Source organism: Mycobacterium sp. NPDC051804, assembly GCF_044452905.1.
Lineage (GTDB): Bacteria > Actinomycetota > Actinomycetes > Mycobacteriales > Mycobacteriaceae > Mycobacterium.
The window spans coordinates 424,133-446,539 of record NZ_JBITCD010000007.1 but is presented as its reverse complement, the minus strand read 5'-3'; the positions used below and the strand labels follow the sequence as shown (position 1 = coordinate 446,539).

Genomic DNA, 22,407 nt, shown 5'->3' with positions numbered 1-22,407 from the left:
GGCGCCTCCCCGCTGGATAGGCTGACGGGCATGAGGACTGCCGTGGTGCGCGTTGGCGTGGATCTGGCCGGCGAACTCACGCCCGTACAGTTAAGCGATGGCATGGCACGTCTCCGCGAGTCGGCCGGCGCGGCGGGCGCCGAGGTGGTGGATAACAACCTGGCCGGCCTTCCGCCGCAACGACGCGAGGTCGAGTTGTTGATCGCGGGTGACGATGCCGCTGAACTCCAACGGATCGCTGTGAGCTTGTGCGCCAAGGCGTTCGGCACGACACCGGTACCCGGTGTGCTGACGTTCATCAGCCGAGGAACCGACGACGACGCGCACGGCGTGCTCGCCGGACTTGGGCTCACCGGTGACATTGAACGTGTCGCCGGTGACGACGGATGGGACGTGATCCATGTGACGCTGCGCAAGTCCGACCTCGAGCGCGTACCCGAGAGCCGTGTCCACACCGCACTCGAGGCGTCGCTGAACTGCGAAGTGCATATTCGCACTGTCTAGCCTCATCAGTCCGCCAGGAACTTCAGCATCGCGGGCGCGGCCTGCACCCACGTATCGAACAGGCAGAAGTTCTTTCCACCGCTGGCGGCGAATCTCTCACCGGCGCGTTCCCAAGCGTCTTCGGGCCACGGCGGGTCGATCAACGTGGAGCCCTTGATCAGGCAGCTCACCTCCAGCGAGGTGCGCTTGGGGTGGTCCCAGTCGTTCTCCCCACCACGGATGATCAACGTCGGAATCGTGATGTTGTCGAACATCTCGTCCTCGACACCCGGAATGGTCTGGCCCGGCTTGGGTACAAACGCGTTGAGCCAGCGCCGCATCAGCTTGAGGAACTCGTCGACGTCGAGAGCGCGGAAGCGTGCTTCGTTGTCCGGGTTCTCGGCGATGCGTTCCTTCCACTCGGGCACGTGCAGCAGGCCTTCAACCCCGAGGCCCTTGGCGGCGAGGATGCTCGGCACGACGTAGTGCCCACCGAGCACGAACGAACCGTAGACCCCGCCGACGATGTTCCACACCACCAATTTTCGAACGATCTCGGGGTAGAGCATCGTCGTCAGCATGGAGTCGCGCGCTCCACCCGAACCACCCGCGATGACGCACGGCCCGACGTCGAGTCCGGTGATCAACGCATGCAGGGTCTCGGCCCGCATGTGCGATTCGCTCTTGCCGTAGAACTGCACGTCCGACTTGCCGCAGTTCGGCCGGTCCCACAGCAGGACGCGGTAGCCGCCATCGGCCAACGCCTCTGCAAGCGGACGCAGGCCGGGGATGTCCTTGCTGAACCGGCCTCCCGGTGTCAGGGCGATGAATTCACCGTCCTCGCCGAGGATTTCGTAGACGATGCGACCGCCCTTGTACTCAAAGGTCTCTTCGCCTGGTTTGAGCTGCAGGCCAGAGGACTGCGTTGTTGTCATGCCTGCACCATCACATCGTTGCCGACGACCCGGACGGGGTAGGTCCGGATGCTCCATTCGGGTTTGACCGCGGTCGTGCCCGTGGCGAGTTCGAAACCCCACTGGTGCCAAGGGCAGTAGATGTATTCGAGGTCGCGCACCATGACCGCGTCGCCCGGAACGTCGTCGTCGACGATCGTGCGACCGCGCGGGCGGCCCGAACACAGCGGACCGCCCTCGTGCGGGCAGTAATTCGCGATGGCGTAGAACGTGCCGTTGACGTTGTAGACGCCGACACCGTGACGGCCGATGGGCACGAGTTTGTGCTTACCGGGCGGGATCTCGTCGACTGTGGCGACCACGTGTTCGCGCCCCTGGGCGAGCCGGGGCGTCTTCTCCTCTTCGCTCAACTCAGAACACCCGCACCTGGCCCTCGAGGGCCGGAACCGTCTCGGGCAGGTGATATGTCGCGATGCCGTTGCGGAACATCACCGCCTCGCGGGCGTGCTCAGGCAGGTGCTTGACCAGCCAGCGGGGATCGTCGAAAGTCCAGTGCGGGTAGTCACTGCTGAACAGCAGGATCTTCTCGCACTCCATCCACTCGAACGCGCGGGTCAACTCCGTCTTGTCCTCCGGGTAATCCAGCGGCTGGGTGGTGAACTTGATGTGGTCCTTGACGTACTCGGAAGGCTTGCGTTTGATGTCCACCCACGACTTGCGGGCTTCATAGATCTTGTCCATCCGCCACATCAGCGGCAGGATCCACGTGAATGCGTGCTCCACCAACACGATTCGCAGTGTCGGGAAGCGGTCGAACAGTCCGTCGAAGATCATGCTCATAACTTGATTCGCGGCCAGCAGCGAGTACGTGACCATGAAATCGTGGTTGTAACTGGGGAATCCGACCGGCGGAATAGGCAATTCCTCGTGGTGGCTGCGCGACAGGTGGCAACTCACGGTGATGTCGTGTTTGGTGGCGGCTTCCCAGATCGGGTTGTACTTGGGATCGCCCCACGGTGGGCGCGGTTCGGCCTTGATCAGGATCTGTCCCATGTACGGGTGTCCGGCCCAGCGTTCGATCTCGCGAGCGCCGTCCTCCGGGGCTTCGATTGCCGCGCAGATCGAACCTCGCCAGCGCTCGTGCCAGTTGTTGTGGCTGTCGAGCCAGTGGTTGGCCTGCCAGTCGTTCAGCGCGCAGCTCATCGCGTGGTTGACCTCGGGAAAGCGCGCCGGGTACGCGGCCGGCTCCAGGATGGCAATGTCGGCGCCGGCCTCCATGATCAGCTGCTTGAACGCCAGATCGGGGTCGCTGCCCGCGAAATTGCCGTCTGACGGGAACGTGTCCACGCGCATCGCATACGCGTGTGCGTAATCCGGCGCGTCGTAATAGATCTGGTCCCCGATCCGGCGCGTCAGGAAGTACTTGCTGCGCCACGGCTCCGGGATGTATTGCGTCAGCTCGCCCGCTCTCGGCGTCGGATGCACGTCGGAGTCGACGCAGCGCACCGCGATGCGCTCGGCGGCGGGCTTTCGTTCGTTCACAGTGACCGTCATCATGGCCTCCCTTACGAAGTCTTCTCTTACTGTGCGCTGACGCCGGCCCCGACGTCTATGCCGTAGAGCTCCGCGGCGTTTCGCCAGCAGAGCTTGTCGCGTTGTTCGGCCGAGTACGAGCTCGGCACCGACAGCTCGTTGAGCTGCCAGTGCGGATAGCTCGACCCGTACATCACCATGTCGTCCTTACCGGTGAAGTCCAACCACTCACCGGCGAATTCGACATCGCCGGGCCCGTCCATCGCGCCTTGGATGAAGTAGGTGTGGCCGGGGAGGTAGTCGCTGGGCATCTTGGGTGCCCACGGCGTCTGCTCGAGGTGCGGACGGCCGAAGCAGTCCATCCGCCACATGAAGGGCGTCAGCAGATCGCCTGCTCCGTCGGCCCAGACGAACTTCAGCGTGGGCATCCTTTCGAATACCCCTTCCACGATCAGGTTCATCTGGTGATACAGAAAATTGAGCGCCATGAAGCTGACGTAGTGCTCATAGGTGCGCGGGACTCCGTTCGGCGTCGGCGCGAACGAGACACCCGCGCCGACCTCGATGTGCACCGCGACCGGAAGATTCGCCGCGGCGGCTGCTTCCCACAGCGGCCAGTATTGCGGTTTGCCGTATAGCTCGCGCGACTGCAACGGCACGCCGATCTGCACGACGCGCGGGTGGTCGGCGTACTTCGCGATGTCACGCAGTGCCCCGGTGATGTCGTCGGGATTGACCCGGATGGTGCCGCGGAAGCGGTCGGCGTAGGGGTTGTCTTCGAGCCAGCGCGACACCATGAGCTCGTTGTGCGCCGACGCGATCGCGGTGCCCAGATGGCGGTCGGGCATGTTGCCGCGCGTCATCGGGTGCAGGATCGCGACGTCGACGCCGCGTTCTTGGAACAGCTGCTGTCCGACGAAATCGGGGTCCGAACCGGGGTAGCGGCGTTCGCCCTCGGTCTTCGGGGCGTATTCGCCACCGGGGGCGCCGTACCAGTCCATCTCGTAGTCCGGAAATCCGCGGCTCTTGAACGGTTCGCGCATGAAGCTGCGCAGGTCCTTGTTCGACTTGCTGAAGATGTGAACGCTGGCGTCAATCACCGGCGTCCTACCGGGCTGGCTCCCGTCGGGAACTGTGGTCACGCCTCAATCACCTCAAGCCTTCGATGTCCATCCGGACGACCGCAACGCATGTAGGGCTGAGCCATGCGTCGACGCCGGACATAAAGCCATAGTAAAGGCTTGTTCTTCAAAGGCAAGAATTGTGTTCTCCAGCGGATCGCTTACTTCTTCGCAGGTCAGGGTGTGCGCTGGTCAGTCGCTTGGCGCTCCGGGCCTGAAACGAGGTAGTCGAATCCAGAGAACGGTTACAGCACCTAAGGAGAATGCTATTCTCGTGCCAACTCAAGACGTCCCCGGGAGGCCCCGTGTTACTGGAGTTCGACGCCGATCAGCGGCTGTGGCAGGAGACCGTGCGGGACGCGGTCACCAAGGCTTGCCCGGCATCGCTAGTGCGTGGGGTGGCCGAGAACGGTGTCGATCCGATGCCGCTGTGGCAGACCTACGTCGACGCCGGCTGGACCGAGCTGACCGACCCGGAGAATGCGGTCGAACTGGCGATCGTGGCCGAGGAGCTGGGCCGCGCCACCGATCCGACCCCGTTCCTCGCGACGCTGACGCAGTTCGCTCCGCTCGCGGGCGACCGGTTCGACCCACAGCAGTCGGGCACGGCGGTGTACAGCGGGGTGACCGCTCATCGCGACGCCGACGGCTGGGTCCTGAGCGGTACGGCGCATCACGTACTCGACGGTGACCGCGCCGAGAAGCTCGCGGTGGTCACCGAGGCAGGAGTCTTCGTCGTCGACGCCGGGGTGGCCGCCACTCGGCGTAGCGACGTCTTCGATCCGGTGCTGCACGTCGCGGAGGTCACCTTCGCCGGCACGCACGTCCCCGACACCGATCGCGTCCGCGTCGACACCGAGAAAGCCCGGCACGTGGCCCTCACCGGGATGGCCATCACGACGGTCGGCGCCTGCCAGCGCATTCTCGATCTGGTGCTCGAACACGTGAAGCAGCGTCAGCAGTTCGGCGTGGCGATCGGAACGTTTCAGGCCGTCCAGCACAAGGCCGTCGACATGCACGTCGCCACCGAACGTGCCCGTGCACTGTCGTATTTCGCTGCGCTGACCATCGCAGCCGATGATCCGCGCCGGCGACTTGCCGCGGCGATGGCCAAGGCATCGGCGGGAGAGGCGCAAGCCTTGGTCTTCCGGCACGGCCTGCAACTGTTCGGCGCCATGGGATTCACATGGGAGAACGACCTGCAGTTCGCGCTGAAGCGTGCCAAGGCCGGTGAACTGCTGCTGGGTGGTGCCGCGGAGCATCGTGCGGTGATCGCGGCGGAATACAGGAGCTCCTAATGCAATTGACATTCGATTCCGACGTCGAGGAGTTCCGAGCCGAGTTCGCGGCATTCCTCGACGAGCATCTGCCGTCGGACGCCGTAACCCAGGAGCGGCCGCGTTCGGTGTCGCACATGCCGCAGTGGGCGCGCGACTGGCAGCGACTGCTGTTCGACAACGGCTGGCTGCTGCCTTCACAGCCGCCGGAGTTCGGTGGCCGCAACGCCAACGTCGTGCAGCAGTTCGTCCATCTCGACGAGTTGTGTCGTCGCCGGATCTACCACAGTTTCAACCCGCAAGGCGTGAACATCATTGCGGCGTCGCTGATTTCGTTCGGATCCGACGAGCAGAAGCATCGCTGGGCAGTGCCGGTGTTGCGCGGCGAGAAGACGGCGTCCCTCGGCATGAGCGAGCCGAGCGCGGGATCGGACCTGGCGTCGCTACGTACCCGTGCCGTCCAAGACGGCGACCACTTCGTCGTCAACGGCCAGAAAGTGTGGACGTCCGGCGCGCACGACGCCGACTTCCTGTTGACGTTCGTCCGCACGGACCCAGATGCCCCCAAGCACAAGGGCATCAGCGTGCTGATCATCCCGACCGACACTCCCGGTGTGGTGTGCCGGCCGTTCGCGGACATGTGCGGTGAGGAGAACCTCGACTTCAACGAGGTCTTCTTCACCGACGCGCGGGTGCCCGCCGAAAACCTCGTCGGACCGCTGAACGGCGGCTGGGCGGTGGCCAACGGCTCACTCGGCCACGAACGCACCATGATGTGGCTCGGCTTCGCCGACCGCATCGACAACATGATCGCCGATTTCCGGCCGCGCACCGAGCTCGAGCGCGACCAGTACGCGACGACGATCATGGATTATCAGGCGCTTCGGGCCATGGGTTCGGCTGCGCTGGCCCGCGCCGCACGCGGGGAGATGGACACCGCGTCGGTATCGGTCCTGAAGCTGCTCGGCTCTGAGGCCGAGCGTCAGGCGTTCGAGAACGCGCTGACCGCGGCGGGAGCCGATGGGCTCACCCACCCGTCGACGACGGGTCCCTACGAACACATGAACCTCGACCACTACTTCGTCAGCTGGTTCGAGCGGTATGCGCGCAGCTTCGGCGGCACCATCGCAGGCGGCACGTCGGAGATCCAGCGCAACATCATCGCGCAGCAGGTACTCGGTCTGCCGCGGCGCTGAGACCAGTGACCGACACGCTGATCGTCGACCGGCCGCATACCGGTGTCGTTCTGCTGCAACTGAACCGGCCCAAACAGCTCAACGCGATCAACGAGACGATGCGCGACGAGCTGATCGAGACTCTCGCCGCGCTCGGCTCCGACGCGTCGGTTCATGCGGTCGTGCTGACCGGGGAGGGCCGCGGATTCTGTTCAGGTATCGACGTGCGCAACTTCTCGCCGCGGGCACTGGAGGCCGCTGATCCCGCCATCGACCGGTTGCGGTTCCAGGAAGCGATGGCCGCACTGCCGCAAGCGATCCGGACTCTGCCGCAACCCGTCATCGCGGCGGTGAACGGTCCGTGCGTGGGTGCCGGCTTCGCGCTGTGCCTGGCATCTGACATCCGAATCTGCTCGACGTCCGCGATGTTCGGCAACGGCGCGATCCTGCTCGGGCTGTCCGGCGCCGAGATGGGCATGAGCTACCACCTGCCCCGGATCGTGGGGACGAGCGTCGCCGCCGACTGGATGATGACGGGACGGACGGTACCGGCGGAGGAAGCCGACCGACGCGGCCTGGTCAGCCAGGTGGTCGAGCCGGAACAGCTGATGCCGCGGGCACTCGAACTCGCCCGGGCCATCGCAGATCTGCCGCCGTTCGGTACGCAGCTGACGAAGCGCGCGCTGCAGGTCAATACCGACGCGTCGGGTCTCGGTGCGGCACTGGAACTCGAGAATCGCAACCAGGTGCTCAGCCACGCCACGGACGAAGCCGAGGCGCGGCGGCGGAAGTGATCGCGTTACGGAAGGGCGGTAATCGATAGTGGCGTGGGACTTCTCGGCCGATCCCGATTGGGCGGAGCAACTGAATTGGGTCGAGGAGTTCGTCCGCGAGGAATGCGAACCCATCGACTACATCGTCAAGGAGTCGCACGACCTCAACGACCCGGTGCGGCAGGCGCTGATCCCGCCGCTACAGGAGATCGTCAAGGAACGCGGACTGTGGGCGACCCACCTCGGACCGCATCTCGGCGGACCCGGCTACGGCCAGGTGAAACTGGCGCTGCTCAACGAGATTCTCGGCCGGTCGGAATGCGCGCCGATCGTGTTCGGATCCCAGGCGCCCGACTCCGGTAACAGTGAGATCCTCGCGCACTACGGCACACCGGAACTGAAGGAGCGCTATCTCGAGCCGCTGTTGGACAACAGGATCATCTCCTGCTTCTCGATGACCGAACCGCAGGGCGGCGCCGACCCGAAGGTGTTCACCACCACCGCGGTGCAGGACGGCGAGCACTGGGTGATCAACGGTGAGAAGTGGTACTCGTCGTTCGCGTCGATGGCGTCATTCATCATCGTGATGGGGATGACCGATCCCGATGCGGCACCCTACCAGCGCTATTCGATGTTCGTCGTGCCCGGAGACACGCCCGGTATCAACGTGCTGCGCGACGTCGGACTCGGCTATCAACCGCCCGGCGGGGGACGCGAGGGCTACGTGCGATACGAGAATGTCCGGGTCCCCGCCGACCACATGCTCGGTCCTCGCGGCGGCGCGTTCGTGGTGGCGCAGACCCGACTGGGTGGCGGCCGCATCCATCACGCCATGCGCACGGTCGGTCTCGTCCGGCGCATCTTCGACATGCTGACCGAGCGTGCTGTCTCGCGCTATACGCAGGGGGAGCTGCTCGCCAACAAGCAGATGGTGCAGGAGATGATCGCCGATTCGTGGATGGAGATCGAGGCCTACCGGCTGCTGACCCTCCAGACCGCTTGGAAAATCGACAAATACAACGACTACAAGGCGGTGCGGGGCGACATCTCGGCGGTGAAGGCGATGATGCAGAAGGTGCTGCACGACGTCTCGGCGCGCGCGCTGCAATTGCACGGCTCGCTGGGCACCTCACACGAGATGCCGTTCGTGCAGTACATGACGGAGTCGTTCGTGCTCGGGCTCGCCGACGGACCGACGGAGGTGCATAAGGTGACGTTGGCGCGGCTGCTGCTCAAGGACGTCAAACCTGCGCCGGACACGTTCCCGTCCGAGCATCTGCTGCGGCTGCGGGCAGCCGCAGAGGCCAAGTTCGCCGACAAGCTGGCAGGCATTCCGCGCTCCTAGGAGGTCCACAATGACGTGTGACGGCAAGGTCGCCCTGGTGACCGGGACCAGTCGCGGATTGGGCAAGGCCATAGCTAAGCGGCTGGCCGCCGAGGGCGCGACGGTCGCCCTCACCGCGCGCACCGCCGAACCCGATCCGAAATATCAAGGGTCCCTGAGTCAAACGCTGGCGGAGATCGAGCAAGCCGGCGGTGCGGCGGTCGCCGTCGCGGCCGATCTCTCCAAATCCGAGGACCGCGAACGACTCTTCGCCGAGGTGGTCGAGAAGATCGGCGCCCCGGACATTCTCGTCAACAACGCCGCCGTCACATTCCTACGTCCACTCGACGAGTTCCCCGACAAGCGCGTGCGCCTGATGGTGGAGATGCACGTGATGGCACCGCTGCACCTCACCCAGTTGGCCATTCCCGCCATGCGTGAGCGGCGGCAGGGCTGGGTGCTGAACGTGACATCGGTCGGCGGAGATCTGCCCGACGGCCCGCCCTTCGCCGAGTTCGATCGCGAGGCGGGCTTCGGGATCTATGGCACCGTGAAGGCCGCGCTGAACCGCTTGACGAAAAGCCTTGCGGCCGAACTGTACGACGATGGCATCGCCGTCAACGCCGCGGCACCGTCTAACCCCGTCGCCACCGAGGGTGCGGGTGCGCTCGACCTCGCCAAGACCGATACCGAGGACATCGAGCTGATCACCCAGACGGCGTTCGTACTGTGTACGGGTGATCCGAAGACGCTGACCGGCCGCATCGCCCACACGCAGCCGTTCCTGCGTGAGATCGGCTGGCTGTGAGGGTTCAGCCCGCCGCCTACCTACGGACCACGCTACCGCTGGATCTGTCGGTGCTGGAACAGCTCGACAGCGGCCGTTATCACTCGATCTGGCTGCCGGATCACATGGTCAGCTTCTGGCCCGATTCGATCTGGACACCCGAATTCACCGATCTGGCAACAGTTTCCCCGTCGCCGCACCGCCACCTGGACGCGATGGCGGTCGCCGCGGCGGCGGCCGTGCTGACCGAGAACGTGCCACTTGTCACCAGCGTGATCGACACCGTGCGACGTCATCCGGCGCTGCTCGCGCAGAGCGCGCTGACCATCGACCATCTCGCCAAGGGCCGCTTCGTTCTCGGTCTTGGCAGCGGCGAGACCGAGAACACCGTGCCCTACGGGTTCGACTTCACAAAACCGGTGAGCCGCTTCGAGGAAGCGCTGCAGGTCATCCGGTTGCTCTGGGACAGCGACGGCCCGGTCGATTTCGACGGGCAGTTCTATCACCTGCACCATGCCCGGCTGGACACCGAGCCGTATCAGGGTGTCAACCCGCGGATCTGGATCGGGGCGAGCGGGCCCAGGACGCTGGAGATCGTGGGGCGCTACGCAGACGGGTGGTGGCCGACCGGCGCGTGGAATCCAGAGGACTACGCCCAAAAGTTGTCCACCGTAAGGGCTTCCGCCGAACGGGCCGGCCGCGATCCGATGGCCATCACGCCGTGCTACATCCAGGTGTGCCTGATCGGCCGCGATGACGCGGCGCTCGCCGAGATCCTGGAAGCACCTTTGGTCAAGGCATTCCTGCTACAGGTGTCGGCCGATTTGCTGCGCAGCCTCGGCTACGAACATCCAATGGGGGAGAACTGGCGAGGCTATCAGGACATCGATCCCGCGACACTGACGCGCGAGCGGGTCGTCGAGTTTCTCGACCGCGTCGACCCCGAGTCGATTCTCGCGGTCGTCCCGCACGGCACGCCGAAGCAGGTCGCGCAGGTGATCAAGAACTATGTCGACGCGGGCCTCCGGGTGCCCAAGATCCTGGATTATGGCGGTATGGCCGGACTCTCGTACTCCGCCGCGTCCGCCGAGAATGTTCGTGACGTCGAGGACGAGCTGATGCGCCTGTGCGGAGATGTCCGATGAGCGGCACGCTGAACGCGCAAGACATGCTCAACCGCGCGCAGGACAGCACCGGCCTGTCGGTTTACGGTGACGCCACGCTGCCGCAGCGATTCGCCACAGCGGTCGACCTTTTGAACGACATCGGAATGGACGCCGACGGGAGGCGGCAGGCCGAGGACGTATGTCATTGGCTGCTCACGTCACGACTGGAGTTCGTCGAGGATCGCAACCGGTACCCGGTCGCCGACGAGGTCATCGAGCGACCCATGTTCGTGACCGGTGAGCCGCGCTCGGGTACCACCCTCATGCACGCCCTCATGTCGGTCGATCCCGATGCGCGGGCGCTTCGGTTCTGGGAGGTGATGTATCCGTCACCGCCGCCGGGCACCAGTGACGACGACCCTCGCCGCGCCCGCGCCGACGCCGACTGGCGCGAGATCAACGCGAAGATGCCGAAATGGCTGCACAGCCACCCCTACAACGACATGCTCGGCGACGGACTGCCGGAGGACGAACGGACCTGGGCCTTCGACTTCCGCGTGATGACGCCTACGGCATGGTGGCGGGTCCCGATGCAGACGGTGGTCGGTGGTCTGCCCACTGATGATGCCGCGCAGTACCGAATCCACAAGGCGATGCTGCAGCAGTTCCAATTCGGGCGCCCGCCGAAGCATTGGGTCCTGAAGGGATTTCACGGCTTTCGCTTGCGAGCGTTTTTCGACTGCTATCCAGACGCGACCCTGCTGTGGCTGCACCGCGACCCCGTCCAGGTCGCGGCATCGCGCACGATGATGATGGCCGACATCCTCGAGGGCATCGTCGGCCCGGTCGACCTGCAGGCCGCGGCGAAAATGCATCTCGAGCTGACGCGTACTTCCATCGCCAACACCATGACCAACCCGCTCGTCGACGATCCCCGCATCCTGCACGTGCGCTACACGGACTTTCTCGCCGATCCCGTTGGCACACTGCGTCGCTACTACGACTTCTGCGGCCGGACACTGAGCGCTGAGGCTCAAACGCAGATGCGCGCCTATCTGGAGAACAATCCCGGAGACCGGCACGGAAAGTTCCGGTACTCGACCACGCTCCTCACCGACATCGGTGAAGATCTGGACGCGCTGCACGAGGAATTCCGGCCGTTCCGTGAGCGTTTCGGCGTTGCGGTCGAGAAGAGGGACTGAACGTCATGCACAGCCGGCTGTCGGTCCACAGTGTGACGTTTCTCGGCATGCCGTTGGCCGAGCAGCATTCCGCGTGGCGCGAACTCGGGCTCACGCGGCTCAGCCTGATTGATTCCCAGCTCGTCGAACCAGGACTGGCGCAACTCATCGGGCGCGATGGGTACACGGTGGACACCGTGTACCACCTCTTTGAATCGGATGCCGCGTTGTCGCGCGTCATCGAGTCCGCTGCCGCCGTCGGCGCGCGTGTCGTCTACATGCTCACCGGGGGCCGCGGCGAACTCGGCTGGGAGCAGGCAGCCGAACGCTTCAGCGCCGCGATCGGTCCGTGTGTTCGTGAAGCGCAAGAGGCCGGAGTGGCACTGGCGATCGAGAACGCGTCGGCACTTTACGCCGACATCCATTTCGCCCACAGCCTGCGCGACACGCTGACATTGGCAGAGATGGCGGGAGTCGGGGTCTGTATCGACCTGTTCCACTGCTGGGCAGAGGCTGACCTCGGTGGCCTCGTCGAACGTGCGTTACCGCGGACCGTCCAAATTCAGCTGAGCGATTACGTGCTCGGCGATCGGGCACTGCCCGGCCGTGCGGTCCCCGGGGACGGAACGATCCCTATCGAGTCGTTCGTCCGGCAGGTCCTCTCGGGAGGGTACGAGCACGGCTTCGATCTGGAGTTGATCGGTCCGCGAATCGAGGCGGAGGGCAGATTCGAAGCGACGCGCCGGAGCTGCGAAACGCTATCGGCGATGCTGGAAAGACTCGGCGCATAGGGGATACCGATGGCTCTTGGAGACGGCAGTGACGATGTCGCGCTGAATGCGGCGTGGGCGCAGTTCTGCGATCAGTTGAAGGCGGCAGGCGAAAGGGTTTTCAAGGACTACAACGCCTCCTCGAATCTGCAGCGGGCCGACGGCTTCAGGTTCCTGACCCAGAATCTCGGGCAGGCATTCGATCTGGGGTTGGAAACCAAGGACACTCGTTATCCGGTGATTCACACCTTCTGCAATCCGACACGCAAACTCGGCGGCGACTGCGCCGACTTCCTCTATGAACAGGCGTGGATCGACGGTGAGTCGACGTATCGCATCGTCGGCCGAGGGGGAACGGCGCGATTTCTCAACATCACCGTCCAGGGCCCGCGCTCCGACGGCCCGGGTGTCCTGCACGAACCGTTCGGTGATGTGCCGGAGGCGAACCTTTTCGGACACCAGCTCGCCTACGAGCCAGACGGCAGCTTCGAGATCTACGTCGGGGGAGACCGGCGTGGTCCCAACTGGCTGCCCACCACATGCGGCTCGCGAAAGTTGTTCATCCGCCAGGGTTTCGACTCGTGGGACGAACGGCCAGCACGGATGCGGATAGAGCGGGTCGGTATGGACACCCCCAAACCGCCGCCCACCGCCGCCACGATGATCGCTGCGATGGACTGGGCCGGCGGATTCGTCACGGGTCTGATGGACGACTGGCCGGAGTTTCCCTTCCAATACGGCGGAGTCGACGGCGAGAACCCCAACCGGTTCCCACCTCCCGCTGAGACCGACTCAGACGCGAAACGAGGTCGCGCGGCAACGAATATGCACTGGGTGCTGTCCGCGGATGAGGCCCTCGTCATCGAGTTCGATATGCACGATGGACTGTGGATGTTCACGAACATGGGCGTCTTCTTCAACAGCATGGACTACCTCTACCGCCCCGTGAGCTACACGCCGAGCCGGTCCAGGGTCGACAGTGATGGCAAGGTGCGTCTGGTCCTGGCTCACGATGACCCAGGAGTTCACAATTGGATGGACACCCAGGGATTCGAGCGGGGCAACGTCACCTATCGGCACATGCTTGACGGTCAGCCGGTAGAGCTGCGTACCCGCGTCGTCAAGCGCGACGAAATCGCGGGCGCGCTGCCTCTGGATACCGTTACCGTCGGCCCCGCCGAGCGCGTCGCGCAGATGTGGGCTCGCTTCAATGGAATTCGGCAGCGCTACGACTAGAGGCGTTGCAGCGCGAACGTCCAGAACTGGTTTCCGGGCGGGCCGTTGAAGCAGCCCACGTCGTAGGCCGAGTTGATGGTTCCCACCAGAGTGTTGTCGTCCCACACATAGGTCTCATGGGTCGGCAGGTTGTACCCGGGGCAGCGCAGACCGTCGGGGACCTCGGTCTTGAGGGTCCACTGGCCGTTGACCAGGTAAGCGTTTCCTGTGTAGTAGGCGTAGAACTTCAATCGGGGCACGGCGCTGATGTACCTGCAGTCGGTTGCCGGCACGGGGTTGCAACGGGCGACGAACCAGTACCACGATGCCCGGTCGTACCTGTTGGTCAGCAGGTCGTAATTGCCGAGTTGCCAGAATGCCTTCGCCGGAGGGGCGGCCACCGTCGCCAGCGCCATGAGGACAGCGGCGGCCATCGCGGTCAGGACCTTGATGGATTTCAACGTGTCCTCCCAAATCGTTTGCCGGTGCTCATCAAACCACCTCGCCGGGAATCCCGGTCGCAGATCAGTCGATGACGACGGCTTCCTTGTGTTCGGTAATGGGCCGAGCGGGTTGCTGTTCGTCGCATATCCGCTGAAGTTTCTCCAGCGTCTCATCGAGTCCCGGACCGAGTGGCTTGCTCGGCGTGAAGGTCGCGGGCAGGTGCTTCATCCCCTGGATGACGCCGATGGTCTCGTAATGTTCGGTGCCCTCGGGGTCGCAGACGTAGTCGGGCATCCGGTCGAGCACCGCGGTCAGCATCGACTTGAAGACCGTGCGGGCGACATTGGAGCCCACGCAACGGTGCACGCCAATACCGAAGCTGAAGTGGCGGTTGCCCTTTCGGTCCATGATGAGCTCGTTGGGCTTCTCGAAGACCGATGGGTCGCGGTTGGCCATGGCCCACGAGATCCAGAGCCGCTCGCCTTCTCTGAATTTCGTACCTTCGACCTCGACATCATCGGCGAAGGTACGACCGTCTCCGGGGGCGGGTGTATAGAACCGCAGGAACTCCTCGGTGGCCGGGTTCAGCAGCGTGTCGCGCTCACGACTGAGCAGCTCCCGCTGATCGGGATTTTCCGACAGCCACTCCAATGAGTGCGCGGTGAGCGCGGTGGTTGTGTCGAATCCGCCGCCGATGATCAACCCGAGATTGCCAAGTATCTCGAGGTCTGGGGCGGGCTCGCCGTCAATCCGCAACTGCAGCAGCGCATTAATCAGGCCGGGCCGCGGGTTCTCTTTGACCTCCATCATCGTGGTGATCATGTCGATGCCCATCTGCCGGTTCATCTCGGCGACGCGTGCCGCGTCAGGTGAGTGCTCCGGGGTGGACACCGACAGGTGCGCGGGTTCGCTGTAGACCGGCCACTTCTTCAGCTCGATGCCCATCATTGCCAGCGTGAGCACGGCCGGAACGATGTTGGCCAGGTCGTCGACGAAGTCGATGCGCCCGGACTCGATCTTTTCGTCGAGTGCCGCCCTGGTGATCTCGTCGACAAAGGGCTGCCACCGCTTGATCGCAGCGGGGGAGAGGTAGGGATTCAACGCGCCGCGGTACGTGCTGTGCTCGGGTTCGTCCATCTCCAGGATGCCGCCGCGCACCACGGTCGCCCGCTGCGCTTTCGGGATCGTTATTCCCTGGTAGCCGTTGCGCTCTCCGTTGATGTCGTGATCGTTGGACACCACTGGACACCGCGCCAACTCGAATACGTGCTTGCTGTCGGCAGCGACCCAATGTCCGTCATAGACGTCGGTCCAGGCCATCGGGCACTTGGACTGCATCTCCTCGGTGATCTTCTCGAACTGCACCCGATACTCCGGGGTGTGCCGGTCGAAGTGGTACCGATTCTTCTTCCGCTCGTTGTCGGCGGCGCGTATGTCGTCGACACTCAAGGCTTGTCTCCCTGCGCTTTTGGGTGTGTCACTCTTCGATCGAAATGGCTTGCTCGGGGCAGGACTGCACGGCTTCGCGCACCACGTCCTCCTGATCGGGCGGCACCACTTCGTTCACCGGCGATGCGGTGCCGTCGATATCGCTGAGCTCAAAGGAATCCGGGGCGATCATCGAGCACAGTGTGTGGCCCTGGCAGCGTCCCGAGTCGACGAAAACCTTCACGTTGTCCTCTTCTCAGATGGTGGCCGCACTTAAATGTGGTAGTCGTACCACTTCAGGAAGCCGCCGGCATCGACGCGCTGCTGCGTGCCAGTGATGTAGCGTGCCTCGTCCGACGCCAGGAACAACACCATGTTGCTGATGTCCTCGGGTTCGATCCAGGGCACCTTCATCGCCTGTTGGACGTAGAACACGGGTTCAGCGTCTGCCTTCGTCGGGTGCTCGAGGTCGGGACGGAACGACCTGTACATCGGCTCGCTCTGCAGCATCGCCGTGTTGCAGTTCGTCGGATGAATGACGTTCGCTCGGATTCCTCGGGGCGCGAGCTCGGTGGCGAGGTTGTGGACATACTGCGACAGCAGGCGCTTTGAGTGAAGGTAGGCGGCACCACCAGGGTCGTTGCCTGGGTTGTCGTTCTTGCTGACGTCCATCAGGGCCGCGGTCGACCCGGTCGCGATGATCGAAGCACCTTCCCTGAGGTGTGGAAGCGCCAAATGGATGGCGTTCATCGTGCCGATCAGGTTGGTGTTCATGACGTCCACCCAGGCCGCCATGTCTCCCGAGCCCTTCATGCCGGCGATTCCGGCCGACGTGACGACGATGTCGAGTCCGCCCAGCTCCGAAATGCCGGCTTCCAGCGCGTGCTTCAGCTGCGCCGCGTCACTCACATCGACCTGTGCGGTGACGACGCGCTGCCCCGTCTTCTCGACGAACTGCGCTGTCTCTTCCAAATCCTCGGGTGCGGCCATGGGGTAACCGACCGTCGCGAAGTCCTGACAGCGGTCAACGGCGATGATGTCGGCGCCTTCTTCGGCGAGCCGAACCGCGTGACTGCGGCCCTGTCCGCGCGCGGCACCGGTGACGAATGCGACCTTGCCCTGTACTCGTCCCACTGAGGTGTCCTTTCGATCTGACTGATTCGGTCTTTCGACTGTGCTGCGTTACGTGTTCCGGCCGCCGTTGACGCCCAGGATCTGTCCGGTGATGTAGCCGGCCTCCTCGGAGGCCAGGAACGCGCAGGCGGCGGCGATGTCCTCGGGCCTGCCGATGCGTCGCACCGGCGTCGAGTCGATGCTCTGTTGGACGGTGAGGTAGCCGCGCTCCTCGGACTTCCGCAGCATCGGGGTGTCGATGAATCCGGGTGGCACGGCGTTCACGGTGATCCCGCTGGGGCCGTACTCCAGCGCGAGCGACTTGGTCAGGCCGTTGACCGCGGACTTGGCCGCCACATAGGGGGACATGAACGGCTGGCCGGAATGCGTGCTGGACGAGGAGATGTTGACGATGCGTCCCCAGCCGGCCTCGATCATGTCGGGCAGCACCGCTTGAATGCAGTGGAAGACGCCGTTGAGGTTGACGTCGACGACCCGCTGCCACTCGTCGAACGAGACGTCGGTGAACCGCTTGAACTTCTCCAGTCCCGCGGCGTTGACCAGAACGGTCACCGGACCGAGCTTGGCGCGCACAGCGTCGAGCGCGGCGTCGACCTGAGCGCGGTCGGTGACGTCGGCGACATACGAGTGGTCAACGTCCGATGGATTGAGGTCCAGAATCGCGACATTCATGCCGTCGGCGCGCAACCGGTGCGCCACAGCCTGGCCGATGCCGGAGCCGCCTCCGGTCACGACAGCGTTCTTCAACTCCACACCTGCCGCTCATCCATCAAGAATCGTCCTTCCGATTATGAGAACCGTACTCTCGTACGCTGCAATCCCGCAAGACACGGTAGAGGTCAGATTCGCACTGGTGAGACGTTTCAATGTCAATTGTCGCACCGTTAAGTGCAGGCAGTGACAGTTCCGGTCTTTTCCTTGAGTTCTCTTGTCACGAATGTATGATTCGCCGGTGATGAGAATGAAGTTTCCATCACACCGGGCTGCGCGCTGAGGAGGAAGATGCAGGAAACGACCATCTCGAGTGGTTCCGGGGGGCAGGAGCGCAGCGACCGGGGGAGCGGCGGGCCGACCACCGACACGGCCACGCGCGGTGCCGACCGGCGGCTGCTGATAGACGGCCAGCTACTCGACACGTCGCGGACGTTTCCCACCCTCAACCCAGCCACCGGCGAGGTGCTCGGGCACGCGCCGGATGCCACCGTCGGCGATGCCCAAGCGGCCGTCGCTGCCGCGCGGCGTGCCTTTGACGAGACCGACTGGTCGACGAACACCGAGTTGCGTATCCGTTGCCTCGAGCAGTTCCACCAGGCGCTGATCGATCACCGCGACGAGCTCGCCGCGCTGACCATCGCCGAGGTTGGGGCGACCGAGGCGCTGTGCCAGGGCGCTCAACTGGATCAGCCGATCGCCATCGTCCGCTACTACGCGGACCTGCTGAAGACTTACCCGATGACCGAGGACCTTGGGAACATCGAGAGCCGCGGTATGCAGCACCACCGCTGGGTGGAGAAGGAGGCGGGCGGCGTCGTCGCCGCGATCATCGCCTACAACTATCCCAACCAGCTGGCGCTCGCCAAGCTCGCGCCGGCACTTGCCGCCGGCTGCACGGTGGTTCTGAAGTCTGCGCCCGATACCCCGCTGATCACGCTGGCGCTGGGGGAGTTGATCGCCAATCACACCGACATTCCGGCCGGTGTCGTGAATGTGCTCAGCGGCGCCGACCCCGAGGTCGGTGCCGCACTGACCACGAGCCCCGACGTCGACATGGTCACTTTCACCGGATCGACACCGACCGGCCGCCGGATCATGTCAGCGGCGAGCGACACCCTGAAGAAGGTGTTTCTCGAACTCGGCGGCAAGTCGGCCGCGATCGTCCTAGACGACGCCGACTTCAGCACCGCTGCACTGTTTTCGGCGTTCAGCATGGTCACGCACGCCGGACAGGGCTGCGCGCTGACATCGCGGCTCCTGGTGCCGAGGAGCCACCACGACGAGATCGTTGAGATGATCAAGAACAACTTCGGGCTGGTGCGGTACGGCGACCCGGCCGACGCGGGCACCTACATGGGGCCGCTGATCAGCGACAAGCAACGCGACAAGGTCGACGGCATGGTGAAACGCGCCGTCGAGGCGGGCGCCACGCTGGTCACCGGAGGCGAAAAGGTCGATCCGGGCTACTTCTATACCCCGACGCTGCTGACCAACGTGGATCCCGACAGCGAGATCGCTCAGGAAGAGGTCTTCGGGCCCGTCCTCGCGGTCATCGCCTACGACGATGATGACGACGCGGTGCGGATCGCCAACAACTCGATCTACGGGCTTTCGGGTGCCGTGTTCGGCAGCCAGGACCGTGCGCTCGCGGTGGCCCGTCGCATCCGGACGGGCACCTTCTCCATCAACGGGGGCAACTATTTCAGCCCTGATAGTCCGTTCGGCGGCTACAAGCAGTCGGGCATCGGACGCGAGATGGGCACTGCGGGGCTCGAAGAGTTCTTGGAGTCGAAGACGTTCGCAACGGTGGTGAGTGGCTGATGAGCGCTTGCGCGAAGAAAAGAGTGCCATGAGTGGTCCACTTGATGGAATCCGAGTCCTCGAGGTCGCGATGTACGGCTTCGTGCCGTCGGCTGGTGCCGTGCTGCGCGAGTGGGGCGCTGACGTCATCAAGGTTGAGCACGCGGTGACGGGTGATCCGCAGCGCGGCCTGCGCCAGACCGGCCTGCTGCGGGTGGAGGGCGATCCCAACCCCAACATCGAGCACGCCAACCGCGGCAAGCGCAGCATCGGCTTGGACATGTCGGTGCCCGAAGGCAAAGAGGTGCTGCTGGAGCTGGCCAAGCGCGCCGACGTGTTCTTGACGAGCTTCCTGCCCGGGCATCGACAGAAGTTCGGTATCGACGTCGACGACATCCGCGCCGTCAACCCGAAGATCATCTACGCCAGAGGTAGTGCGCTGGGACCGCGCGGTGAGGAGTCGGTCAAGGGCGGCTACGACATGACCGCGTTCTGGTGCCGGGCGGGTACCGCGGCCACCATCACGCCACCGGGGACACCGGGCATGGTCGGACCGCCAGGGCCCGCCTACGGCGACACCATCTCTGGCACCAACCTCGCGGGCGGTATCGCCGCGGCGCTGCTCAAGCGCGAGCGCACCGGCGAGCCGTCGGTGGTGGACGTCTCGCTGCTGGGCAGCGGTCTGTGGTCGCTCGGCCACACCGTTGCACTGACTAAGCACCTAGGCCAGCGCATGGAGGCGTTCCCGCCCGGGACACAGGGTTCGCCCTTCAACCCGCTGGTCGGGCTGTATCCGACTGCCGATGATCGCTACATCTCCTTCGTGATGATGCAGCCCACGAAATTCTGGGCCGATGTCTGCAAGCACATGGATCTCGACGAACTCGCCGACGATCCGCGCTTTGCAACCGCTGAGTCCATCGCGGAGAACACCGCGGCGGCCAACGAGATCCTCAGCGAGGCGATGCAGAAGCGGACTCTTCCCGAGTGGAGCGAAAGGTTTGCAACGCTGCTCGGACCGTGGGCCCCGGTGCAGGACACCCTGCAGGCGGTCGAGGACGCGCAGATCCGCGCCAACGAGTACCTGGTGACCGCGGGTGAACTCGAACTGGTCGCGAACCCGGTGCAATTTGACGTCAGTGCACCCCAATCCGGTCCGGCGCCCGGATTCGCGGAGCAAACTGACGAGGTCTTGCTGGAACTCGGATTGGAATGGGACCGAATCATCGAACTGAAGACGGCCGGGGCCGTCACCTAACTACGAGAGAGGCCAGGGACACAGCCCAAATGCCCGACGTCACTTCGATCGGCACCCAGGTGCCGCGCAACGGGGGGTTATCCCCCGAAATTAGCGGTTCCTGCGCGGGCATCGGCGTGATCGGCTATGAAGATGTCGGATTCACCGAGGGGCTGCGGGGGGCTAGAACTCATCGAATCCGACGGGACGACTGTCGCCGGGGGGATCTGCGCGGGACACAGATCAACTTGGTGCACAATGTCTTTCGGTCGGCGGGGGTGTCGGCAGTGACCATCGTGGGAGGAGCCACCTATGGCGCGGGGTAGCGGGCCGGAGCGGTGGTCGCCTGGGCTGCCAAAGTTGAGCAGCTTCGCGGGTCCGATGCAGGCTGTCGGTGGTCTGTTCTCGATGTCGGCCGATGCGGTGCGGTTCGTGTTCCGCCGACCGTTTCAGTGGCGGGAGTTCCTGGACCAGTGCTGGTTCATCGCGCGCGTGGCAATGGCGCCGACGCTGTTGGTGGCCATTCCGTTCACCGTTTTGGTCAGCTTCACCCTCAACATTCTTCTTCGCGAGTTGGGTGCCGCTGACCTGTCAGGCGCAGGAGCGGCGTTCGGCGCGGTGACGCAGATCGGGCCCATCGTGACGGTGTTGATCGTGGCCGGGGCGGGTTCGACGGCGATCTGTGCGGATCTGGGGTCGCGAACCATCCGTGAGGAAATCGACGCGATGGAGGTCCTCGGCATCAACCCGGTCCAGCGGCTGGTGACGCCCCGCATGCTGGCCTCCGGGTTGGTTGCGTTGCTGCTCAACAGCTTTGTGGTGGTCATCGGGATTTTGGGAGGCTACTTCTTCTCTGTATTCATTCAGGACGTGAACCCCGGGGCGTTCGCGGCCGGTATCACGTTGTTGACCGGGGTGCCGGAGGTCGTCATCTCGTGTGTGAAAGCCGCTTTGTTCGGTTTGATCGCCGGGCTCGTGGCCTGTTACCGGGGGCTGAGCATCACCGGCGGGGGCGCCAAGGCCGTGGGTAACGCGGTCAACGAGACGGTGGTCTATGCGTTCATGGCGCTGTTCGTGATCAACGTGGTCGTGACGGCCATCGGTATCCGGATGACGACGGGCTAGCGCGATGGGCACAACGACGATCCTCAAGTCGACGTATCCGCGGTTCTCGCGGGGCCTACGCCGTCCGGTGGAATGGCTGGGTGGCATCGGCGACCACATGCTGTTCTACCTGCGGGCGCTGGCCGGCATACCGCATGCATTCGTCCACTTCCGCAAGGAAGTCATCCGGTTGATCGCCGAGATCTCCATGGGTGCGGGAACATTGGCGATGATCGGCGGCACCGTGGCGATCGTCGGGTTCTTGACGCTGGCCGCCGGCGGCACCTTGGCGGTGCAGGGGTACTCCTCGCTGGGCAACATCGGGATCGAGGCACTCACTGGATTCCTCGCAGCGTTCATCAACGTGCGTATCGCCGCACCCGTGGTGGCAGGTATTGGCCTGGCGGCCACCTTCGGTGCGGGTGTGACCGCTCAATTGGGGGCGATGCGCATCAACGAGGAAATCGACGCGCTGGAGTCGATGGCGATTCGGCCGGTCGAGTACCTCGTGAGTACGCGCATCATCGCGGGAATGATCGCGATCACCCCGCTGTACTCGATCGCGGTTATCTTGAGTTTCGTTGCCTCGCAGTTCACCACGGTGGTCTTGTTCGGTCAGTCCGGCGGTCTGTACGACCACTACTTCGACACGTTCCTCAACCCGATCGACTTGTTGTGGTCCTTCCTGCAAGCGGTGCTGATGGCGATCACGATCCTGTTGATCCACACCTACTTCGGCTACTTCGCCAGCGGTGGACCCTCGGGCGTCGGCGTCGCGGTCGGCAATGCGGTACGTACCAGCCTGATCGTCGTCGTCTCCGTCACACTGCTGGTGTCCCTGGCCGTTTACGGCTCCAACGGCAACTTCAACCTCTCCGGATAAGCGA

At 64.3% G+C, this 22,407-nt stretch carries 23 protein-coding genes; 14 read left to right on the top strand and 9 right to left on the bottom strand.

What is annotated here, in order from left to right; genetic code table 11:
- The first annotated feature begins 30 nt into the window (after positions 1-30).
- On the top strand, positions 31-504 hold the full coding sequence (locus tag ACIA48_RS28050) for a hypothetical protein (protein ID WP_396739214.1): 474 nt from the start codon (positions 31-33) through the stop codon (positions 502-504).
- 5 nt (positions 505-509) lie between these two features.
- On the opposite strand, the gene ACIA48_RS28045 is transcribed toward ACIA48_RS28050, so the two are convergent.
- Genes ACIA48_RS28045 through ACIA48_RS28030 form a run of 4 tightly spaced genes read right to left on the bottom strand, consistent with a single transcriptional unit; the run spans position 510 to position 4,072 of the window.
- A complete protein-coding gene (locus ACIA48_RS28045; RefSeq protein ID WP_396739212.1) occupies positions 510-1,418 on the bottom strand; it encodes an alpha/beta fold hydrolase in 909 nt (302 codons plus the stop codon).
- The gene (locus ACIA48_RS28040) at positions 1,415-1,807 is read right to left on the bottom strand and encodes a Rieske (2Fe-2S) protein (RefSeq protein ID WP_396739211.1); all 393 of its coding nucleotides are present in this window, start codon (positions 1,805-1,807) and stop codon (positions 1,415-1,417) included. The genes ACIA48_RS28045 and ACIA48_RS28040 overlap by 4 nt, the downstream gene beginning before the upstream one ends.
- Position 1,808: 1 nt before the next feature.
- Positions 1,809-2,951, bottom strand: a complete 1,143-nt coding sequence (locus ACIA48_RS28035; RefSeq protein ID WP_396739210.1) for an amidohydrolase family protein — start codon at positions 2,949-2,951, stop codon at positions 1,809-1,811.
- A 26-nt stretch (positions 2,952-2,977) separates the two neighbouring features.
- Entirely contained in the window at positions 2,978-4,072 is a 1,095-nt protein-coding gene (locus ACIA48_RS28030) for an amidohydrolase family protein (protein WP_396739208.1), read from the bottom strand.
- Positions 4,073-4,356: 284 nt separating this feature from the next.
- Between ACIA48_RS28030 and ACIA48_RS28025 the strand changes: the two genes are divergently transcribed.
- The 9 genes from ACIA48_RS28025 to ACIA48_RS27985 are packed head-to-tail and all read left to right on the top strand — an operon-like array spanning position 4,357 to position 13,680.
- Positions 4,357-5,349 (top strand): acyl-CoA dehydrogenase family protein, encoded by a 993-nt coding sequence (locus ACIA48_RS28025; protein ID WP_396739206.1) that lies wholly within the window; start codon positions 4,357-4,359, stop codon positions 5,347-5,349.
- Positions 5,349-6,524 (top strand): acyl-CoA dehydrogenase family protein, encoded by a 1,176-nt coding sequence (locus tag ACIA48_RS28020; RefSeq protein WP_396739205.1) that lies wholly within the window; start codon positions 5,349-5,351, stop codon positions 6,522-6,524. Before ACIA48_RS28025 ends, ACIA48_RS28020 begins: the two co-directional genes overlap by 1 nt.
- Before the next feature lie 5 nt (positions 6,525-6,529).
- Entirely contained in the window at positions 6,530-7,297 is a 768-nt protein-coding gene (locus ACIA48_RS28015; protein WP_396739203.1) for an enoyl-CoA hydratase/isomerase family protein, read from the top strand.
- Positions 7,298-7,325: 28 nt separating this feature from the next.
- Positions 7,326-8,621, top strand: a complete 1,296-nt coding sequence (locus ACIA48_RS28010) for an acyl-CoA dehydrogenase family protein (RefSeq protein WP_396739201.1) — start codon at positions 7,326-7,328, stop codon at positions 8,619-8,621.
- 10 nt (positions 8,622-8,631) lie between these two features.
- Positions 8,632-9,408: an SDR family NAD(P)-dependent oxidoreductase gene (locus ACIA48_RS28005; protein ID WP_396739200.1), complete on the top strand. Its 777-nt coding sequence runs from the start codon at positions 8,632-8,634 to the stop codon at positions 9,406-9,408.
- A complete protein-coding gene (locus tag ACIA48_RS28000) occupies positions 9,405-10,532 on the top strand; it encodes an LLM class flavin-dependent oxidoreductase (protein WP_396739198.1) in 1,128 nt (375 codons plus the stop codon). The genes ACIA48_RS28005 and ACIA48_RS28000 overlap by 4 nt, the downstream gene beginning before the upstream one ends.
- Positions 10,529-11,695 carry a sulfotransferase family protein gene (locus tag ACIA48_RS27995; protein WP_396739196.1) on the top strand — a complete coding sequence of 389 codons (1,167 nt, stop codon included), beginning with the start codon at positions 10,529-10,531 and terminating at the stop codon, positions 11,693-11,695. The genes ACIA48_RS28000 and ACIA48_RS27995 overlap by 4 nt, the downstream gene beginning before the upstream one ends.
- A 5-nt stretch (positions 11,696-11,700) precedes the next feature.
- Positions 11,701-12,465, top strand: coding sequence for a sugar phosphate isomerase/epimerase family protein (locus ACIA48_RS27990; RefSeq protein WP_396739194.1), 765 nt, complete (start codon positions 11,701-11,703; stop codon positions 12,463-12,465).
- Between the two features lie 9 nt (positions 12,466-12,474).
- Positions 12,475-13,680, top strand: coding sequence for a DUF1214 domain-containing protein (locus ACIA48_RS27985; RefSeq protein ID WP_396739192.1), 1,206 nt, complete (start codon positions 12,475-12,477; stop codon positions 13,678-13,680).
- Here ACIA48_RS27985 and ACIA48_RS27980 read toward each other — a convergent pair.
- The 5 genes from ACIA48_RS27980 to ACIA48_RS27960 form a co-directional block, all read right to left on the bottom strand.
- The gene (locus ACIA48_RS27980; protein ID WP_396739190.1) at positions 13,677-14,120 is read right to left on the bottom strand and encodes a hypothetical protein; all 444 of its coding nucleotides are present in this window, start codon (positions 14,118-14,120) and stop codon (positions 13,677-13,679) included. The genes ACIA48_RS27985 and ACIA48_RS27980 overlap by 4 nt on opposite strands.
- Positions 14,121-14,184: 64 nt before the next feature.
- Complete coding sequence (locus tag ACIA48_RS27975; RefSeq protein WP_396739188.1) at positions 14,185-15,552, bottom strand: cytochrome P450; 1,368 nt, start codon at positions 15,550-15,552, stop codon at positions 14,185-14,187.
- 28 nt (positions 15,553-15,580) lie between these two features.
- On the bottom strand, positions 15,581-15,775 hold the full coding sequence (locus ACIA48_RS27970; RefSeq protein WP_396739186.1) for a ferredoxin: 195 nt from the start codon (positions 15,773-15,775) through the stop codon (positions 15,581-15,583).
- 29 nt (positions 15,776-15,804) lie between these two features.
- Positions 15,805-16,665 (bottom strand): mycofactocin-coupled SDR family oxidoreductase, encoded by an 861-nt coding sequence (locus ACIA48_RS27965; protein WP_396739184.1) that lies wholly within the window; start codon positions 16,663-16,665, stop codon positions 15,805-15,807.
- A gap of 48 nt (positions 16,666-16,713) precedes the next feature.
- Positions 16,714-17,412 carry an SDR family NAD(P)-dependent oxidoreductase gene (locus ACIA48_RS27960; RefSeq protein ID WP_396739519.1) on the bottom strand — a complete coding sequence of 233 codons (699 nt, stop codon included), beginning with the start codon at positions 17,410-17,412 and terminating at the stop codon, positions 16,714-16,716.
- 255 nt (positions 17,413-17,667) lie between these two features.
- On the opposite strand from ACIA48_RS27960, the gene ACIA48_RS27955 reads away from it, so the two are divergent.
- From ACIA48_RS27955 to ACIA48_RS27940, 4 genes are all read left to right on the top strand, one after another.
- Positions 17,668-19,200, top strand: a complete 1,533-nt coding sequence (locus ACIA48_RS27955) for an aldehyde dehydrogenase family protein (RefSeq protein WP_396739182.1) — start codon at positions 17,668-17,670, stop codon at positions 19,198-19,200.
- A 28-nt stretch (positions 19,201-19,228) separates the two neighbouring features.
- Positions 19,229-20,437: a CaiB/BaiF CoA transferase family protein gene (locus ACIA48_RS27950; RefSeq protein WP_396739180.1), complete on the top strand. Its 1,209-nt coding sequence runs from the start codon at positions 19,229-19,231 to the stop codon at positions 20,435-20,437.
- Between the two features lie 291 nt (positions 20,438-20,728).
- Positions 20,729-21,541, top strand: coding sequence for an MlaE family ABC transporter permease (locus ACIA48_RS27945; protein WP_396739178.1), 813 nt, complete (start codon positions 20,729-20,731; stop codon positions 21,539-21,541).
- A 4-nt stretch (positions 21,542-21,545) separates the two neighbouring features.
- The gene (locus tag ACIA48_RS27940) at positions 21,546-22,403 is read left to right on the top strand and encodes an MlaE family ABC transporter permease (RefSeq protein ID WP_396739177.1); all 858 of its coding nucleotides are present in this window, start codon (positions 21,546-21,548) and stop codon (positions 22,401-22,403) included.
- Positions 22,404-22,407 lie beyond the last annotated feature (4 nt).